The 18,150-nt window shown below is 42.2% G+C and carries 17 protein-coding genes and 1 other annotated feature; of the genes, 13 read left to right on the top strand and 4 right to left on the bottom strand.

Annotated features, from left to right (window positions below):
- Positions 1 to 275: 275 nt before the first annotated feature.
- A complete protein-coding gene (locus AMD01_RS10750; RefSeq protein WP_053401401.1) occupies positions 276 to 674 on the top strand; it encodes a replication termination protein in 399 nt (132 codons plus the stop codon).
- A gap of 187 nt (positions 675 to 861) precedes the next feature.
- On the top strand, positions 862 to 1,143 hold the full coding sequence (locus tag AMD01_RS10745; RefSeq protein ID WP_053401400.1) for a hypothetical protein: 282 nt from the start codon (positions 862 to 864) through the stop codon (positions 1,141 to 1,143).
- Positions 1,144 to 1,176: 33 nt separating this feature from the next.
- On the opposite strand, the gene AMD01_RS10740 is transcribed toward AMD01_RS10745, so the two are convergent.
- Both AMD01_RS10740 and AMD01_RS10735 read right to left on the bottom strand, forming a co-directional pair.
- Positions 1,177 to 1,644 (bottom strand): GNAT family N-acetyltransferase, encoded by a 468-nt coding sequence (locus tag AMD01_RS10740; protein ID WP_245638929.1) that lies wholly within the window; start codon positions 1,642 to 1,644, stop codon positions 1,177 to 1,179.
- Positions 1,645 to 1,657: 13 nt separating this feature from the next.
- A complete protein-coding gene (locus AMD01_RS10735) occupies positions 1,658 to 3,040 on the bottom strand; it encodes an MATE family efflux transporter (protein ID WP_053401398.1) in 1,383 nt (460 codons plus the stop codon).
- A 109-nt stretch (positions 3,041 to 3,149) separates the two neighbouring features.
- On the opposite strand from AMD01_RS10735, the gene AMD01_RS10730 reads away from it, so the two are divergent.
- Positions 3,150 to 3,908, top strand: a complete 759-nt coding sequence (locus AMD01_RS10730; RefSeq protein WP_053401397.1) for an SDR family NAD(P)-dependent oxidoreductase — start codon at positions 3,150 to 3,152, stop codon at positions 3,906 to 3,908.
- A 221-nt stretch (positions 3,909 to 4,129) separates the two neighbouring features.
- Positions 4,130 to 4,876: a type I methionyl aminopeptidase gene (gene map, locus AMD01_RS10725; protein WP_053401396.1), complete on the top strand. Its 747-nt coding sequence runs from the start codon at positions 4,130 to 4,132 to the stop codon at positions 4,874 to 4,876.
- A 42-nt stretch (positions 4,877 to 4,918) separates the two neighbouring features.
- On the opposite strand, the gene AMD01_RS10720 is transcribed toward map, so the two are convergent.
- Positions 4,919 to 6,433 carry a phytoene desaturase family protein gene (locus tag AMD01_RS10720; RefSeq protein ID WP_053401395.1) on the bottom strand — a complete coding sequence of 505 codons (1,515 nt, stop codon included), beginning with the start codon at positions 6,431 to 6,433 and terminating at the stop codon, positions 4,919 to 4,921.
- A 78-nt stretch (positions 6,434 to 6,511) separates the two neighbouring features.
- On the opposite strand from AMD01_RS10720, the gene AMD01_RS10715 reads away from it, so the two are divergent.
- Genes AMD01_RS10715 through AMD01_RS10705 form a run of 3 tightly spaced genes read left to right on the top strand, consistent with a single transcriptional unit; the run spans position 6,512 to position 9,530 of the window.
- Complete coding sequence (locus AMD01_RS10715; RefSeq protein WP_053401394.1) at positions 6,512 to 7,909, top strand: aldehyde dehydrogenase family protein; 1,398 nt, start codon at positions 6,512 to 6,514, stop codon at positions 7,907 to 7,909.
- Between the two features lie 14 nt (positions 7,910 to 7,923).
- Positions 7,924 to 9,018, top strand: a complete 1,095-nt coding sequence (locus AMD01_RS10710; protein WP_053401393.1) for a glycosyltransferase family 2 protein — start codon at positions 7,924 to 7,926, stop codon at positions 9,016 to 9,018.
- Positions 9,015 to 9,530: a glycosyl-4,4'-diaponeurosporenoate acyltransferase CrtO family protein gene (locus AMD01_RS10705; RefSeq protein WP_053401392.1), complete on the top strand. Its 516-nt coding sequence runs from the start codon at positions 9,015 to 9,017 to the stop codon at positions 9,528 to 9,530. Before AMD01_RS10710 ends, AMD01_RS10705 begins: the two co-directional genes overlap by 4 nt.
- On the opposite strand, the gene kynB is transcribed toward AMD01_RS10705, so the two are convergent.
- Positions 9,511 to 10,131 carry an arylformamidase gene (gene kynB / locus AMD01_RS10700; protein ID WP_425415132.1) on the bottom strand — a complete coding sequence of 207 codons (621 nt, stop codon included), beginning with the start codon at positions 10,129 to 10,131 and terminating at the stop codon, positions 9,511 to 9,513. The genes AMD01_RS10705 and kynB overlap by 20 nt on opposite strands.
- Before the next feature lie 113 nt (positions 10,132 to 10,244).
- Positions 10,245 to 10,455 (top strand) — a binding site (T-box leader).
- Positions 10,456 to 10,512: 57 nt separating this feature from the next.
- Between kynB and argS the strand changes: the two genes are divergently transcribed.
- From argS to AMD01_RS10670, 6 genes are all read left to right on the top strand, one after another.
- Positions 10,513 to 12,195 carry an arginine--tRNA ligase gene (argS, locus tag AMD01_RS10695; RefSeq protein ID WP_053401390.1) on the top strand — a complete coding sequence of 561 codons (1,683 nt, stop codon included), beginning with the start codon at positions 10,513 to 10,515 and terminating at the stop codon, positions 12,193 to 12,195.
- A 62-nt stretch (positions 12,196 to 12,257) separates the two neighbouring features.
- On the top strand, positions 12,258 to 12,482 hold the full coding sequence (locus AMD01_RS10690) for a spore germination protein (protein ID WP_053401389.1): 225 nt from the start codon (positions 12,258 to 12,260) through the stop codon (positions 12,480 to 12,482).
- 561 nt (positions 12,483 to 13,043) lie between these two features.
- Positions 13,044 to 14,993: a lipoteichoic acid synthase gene (ltaS, locus tag AMD01_RS10685; protein WP_053401388.1), complete on the top strand. Its 1,950-nt coding sequence runs from the start codon at positions 13,044 to 13,046 to the stop codon at positions 14,991 to 14,993.
- A gap of 110 nt (positions 14,994 to 15,103) precedes the next feature.
- Positions 15,104 to 15,436 carry a metal-sensitive transcriptional regulator gene (locus AMD01_RS10680; protein WP_053401387.1) on the top strand — a complete coding sequence of 111 codons (333 nt, stop codon included), beginning with the start codon at positions 15,104 to 15,106 and terminating at the stop codon, positions 15,434 to 15,436.
- A gap of 39 nt (positions 15,437 to 15,475) precedes the next feature.
- Positions 15,476 to 15,682, top strand: a complete 207-nt coding sequence (copZ, locus tag AMD01_RS10675) for a copper chaperone CopZ (protein WP_053401386.1) — start codon at positions 15,476 to 15,478, stop codon at positions 15,680 to 15,682.
- 79 nt (positions 15,683 to 15,761) lie between these two features.
- The gene (locus tag AMD01_RS10670) at positions 15,762 to 18,143 is read left to right on the top strand and encodes a heavy metal translocating P-type ATPase (RefSeq protein ID WP_053401385.1); all 2,382 of its coding nucleotides are present in this window, start codon (positions 15,762 to 15,764) and stop codon (positions 18,141 to 18,143) included.
- The last annotated feature ends 7 nt before the right edge of the window (positions 18,144 to 18,150 follow it).

Genomic DNA, 18,150 nt, shown 5'->3' with positions numbered 1-18,150 from the left:
ATGTGGAAGCAAAAGTCTGAATGCATACGTCTTGTCTTTATAGGTGAGTACAAACGGGCAGTTGTCATCCTCAAACAGGAAAGAGAGTGTTGACTATATGTTCAAATTAAAAATAGTTAAAATAAGAATATGTTTATGATTATTTTTTAAGAACAACGGGTAAAGTGGGAAAAAAGGAGTTTTTTCGGGCTTATGGCAGGAGAAATATATGAGAATACAGTATAATTATAGAAAATAATAAATGATTAATTAGAAAAGAAAGGAAGGACATATCAATGGGTGATAAACGAACGTCAAGTGGATTTCTATTAAAACAGCGTGCATTTCTAAAACTTTATATGATTACAATGACAGAGCAGGATAGACTGTATGGATTGAAGCTTTTAGACGCGTTACGCGATGAGTTTCGACCATTTGGCTACAAGCCTAATCATTCCGAAGTGTATAAAGCGCTGCATGATTTAATTGAAGATGGTGTTCTACAGCAGGTAAAGCGTAAGAAAGAAGGAATGAAGCTTCAAGAGGTTGTCTATTATCGCTTCCCTGACGGCGGATACGAAAAAGCACAGCTTTACAAGCGACAGCTAAAAGTAGAACTTGAGCGCTGCGAATCAATGATTAAAAAAGCGATCAGGGACAACTATGGCTATGTAGAAAGCGCCACAAATCCTTAATACATAAATAGCGATGACCGATCTTCATGATGCGCTCGTCTCTTTAAGACGTTTAAACACGCGAGTCATGAAAGATACCAACCGTATGTGTAATATCACGTACGGTTTTTTCTATGTGTGCTGAAAATAATTGTATAATTATCCCATTTTAGATAAAATGAGAAAAGAAGAGTAAGGGGGGATTTTTTTGAAAAGAATTAGCCTGTTTGCTGCTTTATTTGCTGCTACTGGCACTGTTCTGATGGGGATTGCTTACGCTTATCCATATCCGTCATTTTTAGAGCCCGGAATGCTGTTCGGATTTGCGTCTTTAGTACTTGGAGCATGTTTAAGTTTTTGGGCCTTTATCAAAAAAGAACAGGGAACGATGAAGTTGTTTCCTGTTCTCGCACTCGCAGTTGTTGGATTTGCCATTACGTGGTTTGATCCATTCTCCATTTTTCGTATGCTTACGTGGCTAAAAAACTAGCGAACGAGATGAGAAAAGAAGTTCCAGAGAGAATTATCTTTTCTCATCTAACCGTTTGTCATAGCAATAAAAAGGATGGTTCTTTCCGTGAAAGGACATCTCGCCTCTTAGCTCATATCCATTTCGCTCAAAAAACCGCTGCATCCCTTTATTCAGAGAATATGTATCAGCCTTCATGTAAGGAACGTTATGAGAGAGCGCCAATTGCTCAGCGAACGCTAAAAGAGAGGACGCCGTACCTACACGACGCTCTTTCGGATCAACGAGCAGGCGATGAAATACATAAGCTGAATCTTTACTCTGCCAAGCAATCGGCTTGTACTCAGCAGCTTCCTGTTGATCGATTGTAATCGACCCAATCACCTGACCGTTTTTCTCCTCCACGTACAACGCTCCATTTTGGACATCTTGCTCAAATACTTGTTTCTGTGGATATTCGTCTGTCCATTGATCATTATGTTGCTCCTTCATAATGGAGAGGGTTTCTGTGACGATCTTCATTATGCGTTCGAGATCATGCGTGGTTCCTTTGCGAATCATTTGTGTTTCCTCCAATCCATTGTTTTTTTTGTGCCCATCTAAGGCGGTATGAAAGGCCAATCGCTCCAGCCGCCAGACCAGAAATTAAGCCAATCCAATAGCCGAAAGCGGAAAGATCCGTATAGTTAGCAAGTAAATAGCCAGCCGGCAGGCCAATCACCCAGTACGAAATGAGGGCCATAATAAAGGTGAAGTTCACATCTTTATAGCCTCGTAAAATCCCTTGAATTGGAGCCTGAACCGCATCAGAAAGCTGGAAAAATAGGGCGTAAATTAAGAAATGAGCAGTTAACTTCAGCACGCCCCTATCATTTGTATAAATGCCTGCCACCTGCTCTCGGAAGAAAAAGAGAATAAGCGCGCACACGAGTGACATCGTAACAGCAAATGAAATACCTAGCTTGCTATATCTTCTCGCATCTTCTTTACGTTTTGCACCTGTCTCAAATCCGATGACGATCGTTAGTGCCATTGAAATGCTTAGTGGAATCATGTACAGAAACGAAGCAAAATTCATGGCAGCTTGATGAGAGGCAATCGTATTCGTATCATACGCGCTCATAAACAGTGTAACCGCCGCAAAAATGCTCGTTTCAAAAAAGATGGAAAGGCCAATGGGAACGCCAATTTTTAATATTTCCTTCCATGTAGAAAAAGCGATGGAAGAGAATGATCTGAACAGGTGATAATGGGAAAACGGGCTCTTTTTCCAAATAATAAAAGCAGCCAGAGCTAAAATACACCAATAGGTAATAGCTGTTGCGTAACCAGATCCAACGCCGCCTAGCTTTGGAAATCCGAAATTACCGAATATAAGCAAATAGTTCAAAGCAATATTAATAGGCAGCGCAAAAAGCGTAATAAGCATCGTCGTTCTCGTTTGCCCAAGCGCATCAATGAAATTGCGAAGAACCGTGTAAATAAATAATGGGAAAATACCAAATGATAAAGCAATTAAGTACTCTTTGGCGATCCGCTGCACCTCGTGATCAAGCTTCATGCCAGCTAGAATGGGATCGAGTACAAAAAAGCCAATGACCACGATTAGAGCGGCCATCCCAACCGCCACATAGATACCTTGTATCACGGTAAAGGGAACCTTTTTCTTTTCGTTACTTCCTACAAGCTGAGCGATAATAGGCGTGATTCCCATTAAAATACCACTTAATCCTGTAAAAACAGGAATCCATAGACTAGACCCAATAGCAACGCCTGCTAAGTCATGCTTATTAAAGTGCCCAGACATCGTCGTGTCAAAAAAGTTCATCGAGAACATGGCTAGCTGCGTAATTAAAATGGGAATTAAAATCATAAAAAGCTGTTTGATTTTTTGTGCGTTCGAAAACGTTTGCTTCATTGTTATCCCTCAATATGTGTTAGACTTTATAACAAAAGCGATTATACCATGCTAAAATATGAAAAACTTACAAATTCGTTATTTTTTTGTACATAAGGAGCGAGATGAGATGGAATTAGAACTTCAAGGTAAAAGCGTATTAATTACAGGTGGATCAAAAGGGATTGGAAAATCGATTACAGAGAGCTTTTTAGCAGAAGGTGCGAACGTAGGAATTGCGGCACGCGGACAAGAATCGCTCGATGAGATGAAAAAGCAGTATCCAAACATAAAAGCGTATCAAGTCGACGTTTCCAAAAAAGCAGAGCGTGAGCAGCTTATTCAGCAATTTGTGCAAGATTTCGGACGCATTGATGTGCTTGTAAACAACGCAGGCGGAAGTAATGGTAGTACGGCAATGGAAACGGATCTTGATACATTTGTAGAAGCGATGGAGCTGAACTACGTATCAGGCGTTCACCTCAGTCAGCTAGCGGTGAACGAAATGAAAGCTGCAGGAAGCGGAAGTATTATTAATATCACCTCTATTTTTGGTCGTGAGAGCGGCGGGAAAGTGACGTATAACAACGCAAAAGCTGCGATGATTAGCTTCACAAAATCGTTGGCAGATGAAGTGATTAAAGATGGAATTCGTGTCAACGGCGTCGCACCAGGAAGCATTCTTCATCCAACAGGTAACTGGATCAAGCGTGTCGAGGAGAATCCAGAAAAAATGAAGCAATTTGTGGCGGAGCAAATTCCTGCTGGACGTTTTGGCAAGCCAGAAGAAGTGGCAAACGTTGTGACGTTTTTAGCTTCTGACAAGGCGTCTTGGGTAGTAGGCGCTACATTGAACGTTGACGGTGGCCAATCACGCATGAATTTTTAAGACTAAAGGAGCTCGTTAGTAGAGCTTCTTTTTCTGTCACAGTAGGCAATAAGACATTCCGTTTATGCGTATGATAAGGGTGAAAAACAGAAAATTTCCAAAATAGTTTATTTTTTTGCTTTGTGCCAAACTAGGAAATACGAGGGTCTTGGAGTAGTGAGAAGCATAAAGACTATGATATAGTTTGTGTAGCAAGGTGAAAGTGAAAGGAAGGATTTAATTTGATTACGTTAAAAACCGAGCGCGAAATTGCGCTAATGCATGAAGCAGGAAAAGTACTCGCTGCTTGTCACCGTGAAATTGCAAAAATGATTGCACCAGGTGTGACAACAATGGAAATCGAGAAATTTGTGGAGAAATTTTTAAAAGAGCACGGAGCTACGCCTGAACAAAAAGGCTATCAGGGCTACAAATATGCAACTTGTGCATCCATTAATGATGAAGTATGCCACGGATTCCCTCGTAAAAAGCCGTTACAAGAGGGTGACATGGTAACGATCGATATGGTTGTAAACTTAAACGGCGCACTTGCTGATTCGGCATGGACGTATGCGGTTGGAAAGGTTTCAGACGAAACGCAGCGTTTAATGGACGTAACGAAAGAAGCGCTATACAAAGGAATTGAAGCATCTGTAGTTGGAAATCGCGTTGGTGACATTGGTCACGTTATTCAGAAGTATGCTGAAGGTGAAGGCTATTCTGTTGTACGTGATTTTACGGGCCACGGCATTGGCTCCTCTATCCATGAAGATCCATACGTACCTCACTACGGGCTTCCTGGAAAAGGCGCGCGTTTAAAAGAGGGAATGGTCTTTACAATTGAACCGATGATCAACACGGGATCATATAAAAGTAAAATGGACAAAAACGGTTGGACAGCTCGTACTATTGATGGCGGCTGGTCTGCACAGTATGAGCACACGATTGCGATTACAAAAGAAGGTCCAATCATTTTAACAGCGCAATAATCCAAAAAGGCACTGCTTATTTTTTAAGCAGCGCCTTTTTTATTACCCAATATTCTTCTTTACAGTACGCTTGATTCCTGTATCTTCCACAATCGCATCCGCTGTTAGCTGTCCTGATAGTGTAACCATTGGGACACCTCCGCCTGGGTGAGTAGAGCCGCCAACAAAGTACAAGTTGTTCAGTAATTTACTTCTGTTTGCGATGCGGAAACCGCCGTTTTTCTTGCGATCTGCTGCGACACCGTAAATGGAACCACCGTTAGCTCCGTACAAATCTTTGAGCGTATTCGGGGTGAATTGATGCTCAAATTCAATGCTAGACGATAAGTTTGTCACGCCCATTCGCTCAAGCTTCGCTAAAACAAGCTCGCGGTAGCCTTCCGTAAACTGTGACCAGTCCTGTCCTTCTTTTAAAGGTGGAACGTGTGTTAAAACGAATAGATTTTCTTTTCCGACCGGTGAGTGTGTTCCGTCCGATTTTGCCGAAATGCCGATATAAATCGTTGGATCATCCGCGGGTTTTCCTTCGTTAAAGATTTGATGGAACTCGCGCTCTGGATCACGTGAGAAGAAAAAGTTATGGTGAGCCAAATGATCGTAGGTACGATTAACACCAAGTAGTAGCACTAATCCAGAAACAGATGGGATGAATTTTTCCATTTCGTTGACGGTTTTATGTGCACCGACAATTTTGTTTAATAATGTTTTATGTGCAGGAATGGCTTCTAGATTCGATACGATAATATCGGCATGAAGCACATCACCAGACTCTAATACAACGCCTGTTGCTTTTTTCTCTGTGGCTAAAATTTCTTTTACTGGTGTATTCAGACGAACTTCAACTCCAAGCTCATCTAATAATTGGCCAATACCTTCTGCAATCTTGTACATCCCGCCGTCTACATAGTAAATGCCAAGACCAAGCTGTACGTGTGCAAGCTGCGATAAAATTGCTGGCGCATGATATGGTGATGAACCAACATACATTACAAGGAAATTAAACAGCTGGCGAAGGTGCTTGCTTTCAAAGAACTTTCGAGTCGCCATGTCCATTGATTTCGTTGGGTCCATCGCGAGAAGTTCCTTTAAGGAATGCATCGTGCGCAGGTCATTTAGACCGCTAATGCTTTTACTATAAAAGCTCTTCATGCTGTATTCGTACATGCGGCTGCAGTACGCTAAATAATCGAAGAAGCCGTTCGCATCCTTTTCAGAAAGACCGCGAATTTCATCAAGCATGGTCGGGAGATCGCTGCTCACATCAATTACTTTTCCGTCTTCAAAAAACGTTCTCCACTGCGGCTCAATGCGCTCGATCGTCATATAGTTGTTAATGTTTCGTCCCGCACTATCAAACAGCTTTTCTAGTACCCATGGCATCGTTAAAATGGATGGTCCTGTATCAAACGTAAATCCATTTCCTTTGCGGATATTCAATTTCCCGCCAATACGTTCACCTTTTTCTAATACGGTTACATCAAATCCGTCTACGGCAAGACGAACTGCCGTTGACAAACCTCCTAAACCAGCTCCGATAATAATAACTTTCTTTGACATACCATCTCTCCTTATGAAATTCATATTTTTTGACTACACTAGTCCAGAAGACTAACACCGTTAATAGGGAAGGAACCGATGAGCGTGAATAACGATCAAAGTACAGCAGAAATTATGATGAAAAGGGCTCGACAGGCACACACCGGATGGAAAATGTCCACATTAGCTACGCGCTTACGCTATGTAAAAAAACTGCGAGAGCGGCTTTTAAAGGACATTGACGAATGGGTAGAAGCCATACATGAAGCAACGTTTCGTCATAAGGTAGATATTTTAACAGGCGATGTCTTAGCCACAATTGATGCGCTCTCGTATTACGAGAAAAATGCTGAAGCTATGTTAGCACCTAAAAAACGATCTACTCCGCTTACTTTTTGGGGTAATCATTCCTATATTCAATACGATTCCTTAGGCGTAGTCTTACTATTTGCGCCTTGGAATTACCCGCTTCAGCTTTCCATTCTTCCCCTTATTTCAGCTTTCATAACCGGGAATACAATTATTTTAAAGATGAGTGAGCGGCTTCCGAAGATAGCTGAAAAGGTTGCGACGCTTCTTTCTGAGCTAGGTCTTCCAGAAGGAGTGATTCAAGTCACATGGGGTGATAAAGGAATAGGAGAGCAGCTTATTGAGCAGGGACCCAATAAAATCTTTTTTACAGGTAGCGAAGGAGTAGGTAAGGAGATTTTAAAACGAGCGGCTCCGCTGCTCATTCCGTGTGATCTAGAGCTCAGTGGAAAAGATCCAATGATTGTGCTAGCAGATGCCAATATTGAGCGTGCGGCGAGGGCTGCTGTCTGGGGAAGCTTTATGAACAGTGGACAAGTGTGTGTCAGCATTGAGCGTGTGTATGTCCACGAGTCGATTCTTGCGACGTTTGTTGAAAAGGTGAAGACGTATACCGAAGAAATGGAAGAGTTCATGGGAGGAATGACGACGATTGAAGGCTTTAACGAAGCGTTGCGACAGGTGAGGCAAGCGCTTGATCAAGGAGCTAAGCTCGTTTGTGGAACGCTTGATCAGCTGTATCCGCACTGGTCACCCGTTGTTTTAACAAACGCCAATCATACGATGACGATTATGAAAAGTGAAACATTTGCGCCTGTTATGCCGATCATGACGTTCTCAACGGTCGAAGAAGCTATTCGACTAGCGAACGACTCGAAATATGGACTGAATGCTAGCATATTTACTCGAAATATTAAAGCCGCAGAAGACATTGTGTTTGCTCTTGAGACCGGAAATTGTTTCATTAACGACGTGGTCCGTAATATCTCAAACATGCATCTTCCGTTTGGTGGTAGCAAAAAAAGTGGTTTCGGTCGTTATCACGGACCGGAGGGGTTATATACGTTTTGTAATGTAAAAGCCATCATGTCAGGGAAAGGGAGCCGCAACCGAGAAATGAACTGGTATCCCTATAAAAAAGACACGATTTCGATTTTGTCTACCTATATGAAATGGTTTCATCGATAAGGAAGGTGTAAACAGTGAACTGGATTATAAGTGGTTTAGCCGTCGTATTAGGAATGAGCTTGATCTGGAGAATTTCGTACATTAAGCGAACAACTTCCGAGAAAAGGCGAAATCCCGTTTCTGTTATTATTCCCGCACGTAACGAGGAGAAAAACATCGAGCAGCTGCTACAATCGCTCCTTCCTCAGTGGTCAGACGCACTTGAGATCATTGTAATGGATGATCACTCGGATGACAGAACAGCAGAGGTTGCCAATTATTACGGAGCAAGAGTGATATCCGTACCTGATTTACCGGACGGATGGCTTGGGAAGTCATGGGCGTGCTGGAACGGGGCGCTAGCGGCACAGGGAGAACATCTTCTCTTTTTAGACGCAGATATTATCGTCGATGAAGGAGGACTTCAAAAGCTTCTTAACGCCTATTCCACCGAAAAAGGGTGGCTGTCGGTACAGCCCTATCACCGTGTGGAAAAGTGGTATGAATATGGATCAGCGTTTTTTAATTTAATTACGATGATTTCGATGCGTCCAAAATTCATGCCAAACGGGGAGTCGTCGATGGGAGCATTCGGTCAGTGTCTGCTTTGCTCTAAATCTGCCTACTTTTACTATGGTGGTCATAACATCATTAAGCAGGAAATTGTGGAAAACATGGCGCTCGGGCAGCACGTTGTTCGTCACGGCGGGAAAATTCGCTGTATCAGTGGAAAAGGAACCATTTCAATGAGAATGTATCCAGGTGGCCTTCGTACGTTAGTAAACGGGTGGGCGAAGAGCTTTGCTTCTGGCGCAGCGGCGACGAATCCTTATGATTTGTTGTTAATCAGTACGTGGATTACGGGTAGTATGACCATTGCGATTAAGCTGTTTCAAGCATCAGGAGAAGGGCTGTATGTGTTACTGGCACTATACGGATTGCTGTTTCTGCAGTTTCGCTGGTCCCTCAGCAAGATCGGAAGCTTCGGCTGGATCACCGCTTTTTTATTTCCCGTCCACATTCTCTTTTTTACGATCGTTTTTACATACTCGCTGTTTTGTACGACGATTTTAAAAAAGGTCTCGTGGAAGGGGAGAGATATTGCGGTAAAAGGAGGGAAAGATTCTTGATTGAATTCTCCCCGATTTGGAGCATTATCGTCAATGCAGGAACGTGGCTTTTTGTGCACATTGGCATTTCCTATGGGTGTGCAAAGCTTCCGATCCGCTTTTTTATGAGAAACGGGTCGGTATATAAAGAGAGAGGCTGGGAACAAAGTGGTCGCTTATACGACAAGCTACGTATAAAAAAGTGGAAGGATCGTCTTCCAGAAGCAGGTGCCTTATTTAAAGGAGGGAAAGCCAAACGTTCCCTCGGTGATATGGATCGTAACCTACTGCTATTTTTATACGAAACAAGGCGCGCAGAATTCGCTCACCTTCTATGTATCCCACCTAGTTTTCTCTTTTTTCTATGGAATCCAGCTTTTATCGGCATGATGATGGTGGTGTATGCACTGATTGCTAACGTCCCTTTTATTATGGTTCAGCGATACAATCGCATTCGCTTACACCGAATCATTGGAGACAGCGCAACTTCTAGCGAAAAACAGGTGACGCCTCTTATAAGAGTGGACGAATAACGGCGCGAACCGGGCTTCCGTCAGCATCGATAATGTTTAACGGCAGCGCAATCAGCTCATAATCACCAGGCGCCACATGATCAAGCCAGGCATTTTCTAAAATATGTACACCGTTATCAAACAGAGCGTAGTGAACAAGCATCTCTTTGCTCTCTAAATGATCAACGGACGCGGTATCAATTCCTAACAGTACAACGCCCTGCTCCTTCAACCACGGACCAATTCGTGGATCAAGCTCAGTGACGTGATCGGGAAAGCGATTGGGGTCCGTTTGCTGTTTCGTTTTCAGTAAAAGGCGCGGTGGAAGTGGTAGATAGTCAGCTAGCAGCTCTTGTGTCACACAGCTTACTTCTGACACGTCGATCACTTTTGAAGTTCCGATATAAACCGAGACATCGAGCGCTCCGACACGTTTGCCCTCTGAATCAAAATGAAACGGCGCATCAATATGCGTACCCGTATGAATGCTCATTGAAATTTTTCCGACGTTTACCGATCCGCTTTCCTCTTTTGGCCAAACGACCTCGTATGAAAACGGGGTATCACCTGACCACGTGGCCACTTTTTCAGTAAGCGGATGTGAAATATCAATCCATGTCATAACAAATTCCTCCATGTTTTTCTTCATTTTAACATAGCGGATATTTGAAATTTAAAAATAATCAAAAAAATGTTTGCATAATTTTTGAAACACCGTATAATAGTAAAAAAACATAGTGATCGGTGAAGAAGAGAGTAGTACAGGTGACTTTAAAAGCGAGTTGGGGATGGTGAAAGCCCAATGAAAAAATCTTGTACGAAGCGCACTTCTGAGATGTTACCTGAAAAAAGTAGGGCTAACCGGAAAAGATTCCGTTATCAGATGAGTGGTTCAAATATGAACAACTAGAGTGGTACCGCGGAAAAAAAGCATTTCGTCTCTAACGTAGAGATGAAGTGCTTTTTTTATTGATCTCTAGCCAATACACATAAAAAGGATGAGATGAACGTGGATCAATTTGCTGTTGTGGACTATTTATCGAAGGCACTAAACGGAACGGTCGAAAAGGAACAAATAATCAAACTGCTTGAAATACCAAAGCATGCCTCTTTAGGAGATTACGCCTTCCCGTGCTTTCAGTTAGCGAAGGTGCTACGAAAGTCACCTACGCTGATTGCAAAAGATCTAGAAGGAGAACATGAGTCATTTGAACGAATTGAAGCAAACGGTCCGTATGTAAATTTCTTCTTTCAAAAAGAAAAAGCAAGCGGACAAATTATTCAAACCGTGCTAGAAGAAGGATCACAATATGGCAGTCTCGATATTGGAAAGAATGAAACAATCGTGCTCGATATGTCTTCACCCAATATCGCCAAGCCTTTTTCAATGGGGCATTTACGCTCTACCGTTATTGGAAATTCGCTCTCCAACATTGTGGAGAAATGTGGCTACCGAGCGGTGAAGATTAATTACATTGGGGACTGGGGAACACAGTTTGGGAAGCTGATCGTTGCATATAAAAAATGGGGATCAGAAGAAAATGTACGAAAAGCGCCGATACAAGAACTATTTAAGCTGTACGTTCAATTTCATGATGAAGCAGAGAACGATAAATCGCTAAATGAACAAGCGCGGGAGACCTTCTTAAAACTTGAACAAGGAGACGATGAGATAACAGCTCTTTGGAAATGGTTCCGTGAAGAGTCACTCAGCGAGTTTGAAAAAATTTATGACCTGCTTGGCGTGGCGTTTGATTCGTACAACGGAGAGTCTTACTACAACGATAAAATGCAGGCCATCATTACAAAGCTAGAAGAAAAAGAGCTGCTTGTGAAATCAGACGGTGCAGATGTGGTTGAAGTGGACGGCTTACCTCCTTGCCTCATTCGTAAATCAGACGGTGCTACGCTATATGCAACCCGTGATTTAACCGCTGCGCTTGATCGGTACGAAACGTATCACTTTGCAAAAGCCCTTTATGTTGTTGGATACGAGCAAAGCGTCCATTTTACGCAGGTGTTCAACGTGCTCGATCAGCTTGGGTACGAGTGGGCAAAAGAGCTTACGCACGTTCCGTTTGGCTTGATTTTAAAAGACGGCACAAAAATGTCTACACGTAAAGGAAAGGTCGTTTTATTAGAGGAAGTATTGAAGCAATCCATTGAGCTGGCAAAACAAAATATCAATGAGAAAAATCCTGATCTTCCAAATAAAGAAGAGGTTGCAACGCAGGTAGGCGTAGGGGCCATCATTTTTCATGACTTAAAAAATGATCGTAAAAACAGCATTGAATTTTCCTTAGATGACATGCTTCGAATTGAAGGTGAAACAGGACCTTACGTGCAATACACGCATGCTCGTGCCTGCTCATTATTAACGAAAGCTGGAGTTGATGTAACAGCTAGTACGGAACAGGGAGTAGAAGACGAAGAGGGATGGGAAGTGGCCAAACTGATTTCACAATTTCCATCGGTGATCGAACGATCCTTTTCGTACTATGATCCATCACAAATTGGAAAATACGTACTTGATTTGTCACAAGCATTCAACAAATATTACGGTAAAGTGAAAATTTTAGAAGAGAATGAAGGGAAAATCGCTCGTCTTACGCTCGTAAAAGCAGTTACGATCGTATTAAAAGAAGGGTTGCGTCTGCTAGGTGTCCAGGCACCAGAAGCGATGTGAATGTCGTACCTTTTTCTAGGCCTTTGCATATAGTGATTAAAAACCTAGAAGGAGAGAGCGATATGCCAGCGATCGTAGGAGCCGTAACGATTCAAAGTATTGATGCAGGAACAGCAGGAGCACAGTTCGGAGATATTTTTAAATTATCACCAAAGGTTTCAGCTAAAACTCACGCAGGATCAGGGTCCTTTAACACCGGAAACTTTATGGATATTACGACAAAGCGAAGCAATACAAATACGCTTGATATGGATGTAAACGACCAAGGCAATTTCTTAAACGCGTAAAAGGCTGTCCTATTTTAAAGGGACCATGCATAAAGTAAATACAGTCACCGACGAACGAATGTCTTCTTCAACTAGACATTCGTTTTTCTATCGCCTTATTACAAGCGGAGAACATGCGCAAAGCACCGAAGTTTCTCTCGTTCATAGTGCCTAAGGTTTTGTTTTGCTACAGAGAGGGTATTGGGTAAAGGGAAGTAGAAAAGAACCGCTTGAGAAAGTGAACATTTTGTGAAAAGACGTCGCTATTTAAAATAGGTAAATAGTTACATTTTGAAGAGCCGTATACAAAAAAAAGGCAATAAAACACCCGGCGCGCATATACTGCGAAGGTGTCATTCTCTAGGCCTTGCTTGGTCTAGACACTGTATCACAACACGTAAAAATGAGAAGCAATCATCAATCAAACGCCTCACCAGAAAATATTTGACTTTTAATTTTATAGAGTTAAAATGTGAAAGTAACATGTTGATGTGCTTCTCAATCGTAATCATTTGGTTGAGAAGTTTTCTTTATTCAGAGACCATTTAAAACTATATATTCGTTATATTAAGAGGTGAAAACATGAAACAAGTGTCATCAAAAGGCCGAGCTCTGCTTGGTTCAAGCATAGGCTTTTTCATACTTGCAGTTGTGTTATTCTGGATCAAAACGTATACTGCTTATCGAATTGAATTTAACTTAGGTATTGAAAATTTCATGCAGAAGTTTTTACTATTTCTTAATCCACTCAGCTCCGCTATCTTTTTCTTAGCGTTTGCGCTATTAGCAAAAGGAAGAAAGCAGCTTGGATTACTAGTAGGAATTAACTTTGTACTATCATTTGTTCTATATTCAAACATCGTTTATTACCGATTCTTTAATGATTTCATTACCCTGCCGACGTTAACACAAACAGATAACTTCGGTAAAATGGGTGACAGTGTGTTAGCACTGATGCATTTATCTGACGTATTCTACTTCTCAGATACGATTATCTTACTTGCACTTATTTTACTTAAAGTGGCAAAACCGAAAGAGAAAAAACTTAACCGACGTGCCATTGTTACTGTATTTACAACAGCCGTTTTAGTATTCAGCGTTAACCTTGCGTTAGCGGAAACGGATCGTCCACAGTTATTAACACGTACGTTTGACCGTAACTACTTAGTGAAATATCTAGGTGCCTATAACTATACGGTCTATGATGCGATTCAAAGCTCTAAATCGTCTGCACAGCGTGCGCTTGCAGATAGCAGTGATGTGGCTGAAGTGAAGAACTATACGCGTGGTAACTACGCGAAGCCAAACCCTGAGTATTTTGGAAAAGAAAAAGGGAAAAACGTTATTTTTGTATCGTTAGAGTCTCTGCAAAACTTTATGATTAACTATAAGCTGAATGGTCAGGAAGTTACGCCATTCTTAAATTCACTGACAAAAGACAAAAATACGATGTATTTTGATAACTTCTACCATCAAACAGGTCAAGGGAAAACATCTGACGCTGAGTTCATGATGGAAAATTCAATGTTCCCTCTACCACAAGGGTCTGTTTTCTCAACGAAAGGTCAAAATACGTACCAAGCATCACCAGGTATTTTGAAAACAAAGGGATACACATCAGCAGTATTCCACGGGAATTACAAAACATTCTGGAATCGTGACGAAATGTACAAACAATTTGGTTATGACAAGTTCTTTGATGCGAACTATTACGACATGAACTCAAAGGATACGCTGAACTACGGGTTAAAAGATAAGCCGTTCTTTAAAGAGTCAATGCCGTATCTAAAAGATCTGAAGCAGCCGTTCTATACGAAGTTCATTTCGTTATCTAACCATTTCCCATATCCGTTAGATGAAGAAGATAAAACGATTCAACCAGCCAATACAGGCGATACGTCTGTCGATCAGTATTTCCAAACAGCGCGTTATATGGACGAAGCGTTGAAACAGTTCTTCGATGATCTGAAAAAATCTGGTTTATATGACAACAGTGTAATTGTCATGTACGGTGACCATTATGGTATCTCTGAAAACCATAAAAAAGCGATGGCGCAAATCCTAGGCAAAGATAAAATCACGCCTTACGATCAAGCTCAGCTACAAAAAGTACCATTGTTTATCACTGGACCTGGCCTAAAAGGTGGAGTAAACCACACGTATGGTGGTCAAGTAGACGTTCGACCAACGCTCATGCACTTATTAGGTGTTGATACGAAGGATTACATCCAGTTTGGTACAGACTTATTATCAAAAGAACATCAACAAATTGTTCCGTTCCGTAATGGTGATGTAATGACACCAGAAGCTTCAATTATTGGAAGCAAGTACTACAATACAAAAACGGGCGAACAAATTCCTGAGAAGGAAGCAGGTCAATATAAGAAATATGAAAACATTGCGGAGAAGAAATTAAATCTATCAGACAAAGTGGTTTATGGCGATCTACTGCGCTTTTACAAGCCAGACGGATTCAAAAAAATCAACCCATCTGACTATGACTACAATTTCAACAAAGCAGACAAAAAGTAAGGAGGGGGGAGTGATCCCTTCCTTACTTTTTTTGTTGTCTAGAAGGCTAAACAATTATCTTGCATACTATAGGGGGGTATGGTAAATTGAAAACAAGGAGGGCTGCTGCGATGTCAGAGAAACACGAAGAAGTGATGAATGCAGGAGAAAGCTGTCATTCTGCGCGTAAAAGTCATCATTCAGAAGAAACGAAAAAAAATCTTGTGACGCGTTTAAATCGAATTGAAGGACAAATCCGAGGAGTGAAAGGTTTAATTGAGCGAGATACGTACTGTGATGATGTGATCACACAGATCTCAGCCATTCAATCTGCGCTAAACGGAGTATCCAAAATTCTGTTAGAAGGTCATATGAAGAATTGCGTGGTTGAACGTATTCAAGACGGGGAATTAGAAGTTGTAGACGAATTACTTGTCACAATGCAGCGCCTTATGAAAAAATAAAAGAAGCCATCATTTTTGATCATAAAAGGAGAGAGTGAAATGGAAAACGTAACGTTACAAGTACAAGGAATGTCTTGTGGTCATTGTGTAAAAGCTGTAGAAGGTAGTGTAGGAGAGCTAGCAGGCGTGTCGAATGTCACTGTACACCTTGAATCAGGTAAAGTGGATGTAGCATACGACGCAGCAAAAGTGAGTCTTGATACAATCAAAGAAACGATTGATGATCAAGGCTATGATGTAGCATGAATGAAAAGGCGTGCTAACTGGTTAGCACGCTCTCTTTAACGAATAAATATACCCTACATAGGTATGAGGAGGAGAGGTCATGTCACAGACAAAAGAAACTACTTTTCAAGTAACAGGGATGACGTGTGCCGCTTGTTCGAACCGAATTGAACGAGGTCTAAACAAAATGGACGGAGTGGAAGAGGCAAACGTAAATTTAGCTTTAGAAAGATCCACGGTCAAGTATGACCCGTCTGTCACGAACCCAAAAGCTTTCGAGGAAAAAATAGAAAAGCTTGGATATGGTGTAGTAAGAGAGAAAGCTGACTTCGTCATTACGGGTATGACGTGTGCCGCTTGTTCAAACCGAATTGAAAAGGGTCTGAACAAAATGGAAGGCGTATTTAAAGCAAACGTGAACTTAGCGCTAGAATCTGCAACCGTCGAATACAATCCATCCGTTATGAGCGAAGCAGATGTGATTGAGAAGGTAGGTAAGCTTGGTTATGGTGCTTCGACTAAAAGAGAGAAGTCAGAAGTGGACCACCGTGAAAAAGCGATTAAAAAGCAGCAGTGGAAGTTTTTCGTGTCCCTTTTATTGTCACTTCCTCTTTTATGGGCGATGGTTGGTCACTTTTCCTTTACATCGTTCATTTATGTTCCGGAGATTTTTATGAATCCGTGGTTTCAGCTGACGCTTGCTACGCCGGTACAGCTCATCATTGGGATGCAGTTTTATGTAGGAGCATTCAAAGCGCTTCGCAATAAAAGTGCCAACATGGATGTACTCGTAGCACTCGGAACATCCGCCGCTTATTTTTACAGTCTTTATTTATCCTTTCAATCGCTCGGTCATCACGGAGCCACACAGCTTTATTATGAGACGAGTGCTATTTTAATTACGCTTATTTTACTTGGCAAGTTGTTTGAGGCGAAAGCAAAGGGTCGTTCATCCGAAGCGATTAAGAAGCTCATGGGACTTCAAGCAAAAACTGCTCTTGTTGTAAGAAACGGTGAGGAAACGGAAGTACCGATTGAAGAGATTACGCGTGGGGATCTTATCTCTGTGCGTCCAGGTGAAAAGATCCCAGTAGACGGTCGAATTATCGACGGACGTTCCGCGGTTGATGAGTCAATGCTGACAGGTGAAAGTATCCCAGTGGATAAATTCCCTGGTGATGAGGTGATTGGCGCAACGATAAATAAAAACGGCTTTCTAAAAGTGGAAGCAACGAAGGTAGGAAAAGAGACGGCGCTTGCGCAAATTATAAAAGTCGTCGAAGAAGCACAGGGATCAAAAGCGCCAATTCAGCGCATGGCCGACAAAATTTCCGGCATCTTCGTACCCATTGTGGTTGGTCTTGCCGTGTTAACCTTTATCATCTGGTACTTCGTCGTACAGCCAGGTGACTTCGCAGGTGCTCTAGAAAAACTCATCGCGGTTCTCGTTATTGCGTGTCCGTGTGCGCTTGGACTTGCAACACCGACATCCATTATGGCTGGTTCAGGACGAGCGGCTGAGAAGGGGATTCTTTTTAAGGGTGGCGAACATTTAGAAGCTACGCAGGGCATTACGACGATTGTGCTCGATAAAACGGGTACCATTACAAAAGGAGAACCCGAAGTAACGGATATTATCGGAGACAAATCGTTTCTTCCGTATGTACGTGCTGCGGAAAAGCAATCCGAACATCCGCTTGCAGCAGCGATTGTGCGTGGTCTAGAAGTCGACATGGAACTTTCGGTTTCGAACTTTGAAACGATTCCCGGGTACGGAATCAAAGCAGATGTGCAGGGAGAGAACGTGCTTGTTGGGACGGTTCGACTCATGAACGATCATGGAATTGCGATTGAGCCGATTCTAGAAGAAAAAAACAGGCTTGAAGCAGAGGGAAAAACGGTCATGCTTGCGGCAGTCGGGGGTCAATATGCAGGCATGATCGCAGTCGCAGATACGATGAAAGAATCATCAAAAGAAGGCATTCGTCGACTACAGCAGCTAGGTCTTGATGTGTTAATGATTACAGGTGATAACAGGCTTACTGCAGAAGCGATTGCCAAACAAGCTGGCATTAAGCACGTCATTGCGGAAGTTTTACCTGAGCAAAAAGCAAATGAAGTAAAAGCACTGCAAGCACAAGGTAAAAAAGTCGCGATGGTAGGCGATGGCATTAATGATGCTCCTGCTCTTGCCACAGCTGATATTGGCATGGCAATTGGTACAGGAGCAGATGTGGCGATGGAAGCAGCGGATATTACGTTAATGCGCGGTGATTTGAACGGAATTGCTGATGCCGTGCATATGAGTAAGCTAACCATCCGGAACATTAAGCAAAACCTCTTCTGGGCGATGGGGTATAATACGCTTGGTATTCCGATCGCAGCCATTGGTCTTTTAGCACCGTGGGTAGCAGGAGCCGCAATGGCGTTCAGTTCTGTATCGGTTGTACTTAATGCGCTAAGACTACAGCGCGTAAAATAAGTTTGTT

The sequence above is a fragment of the Priestia koreensis genome (assembly GCF_001274935.1).
Lineage (GTDB): Bacteria > Bacillota > Bacilli > Bacillales > Bacillaceae_H > Bacillus_AG > Bacillus_AG koreensis.
Note: the sequence above shows the minus strand (reverse complement) of the source record. Positions and strands in the feature narration are given on the sequence as shown.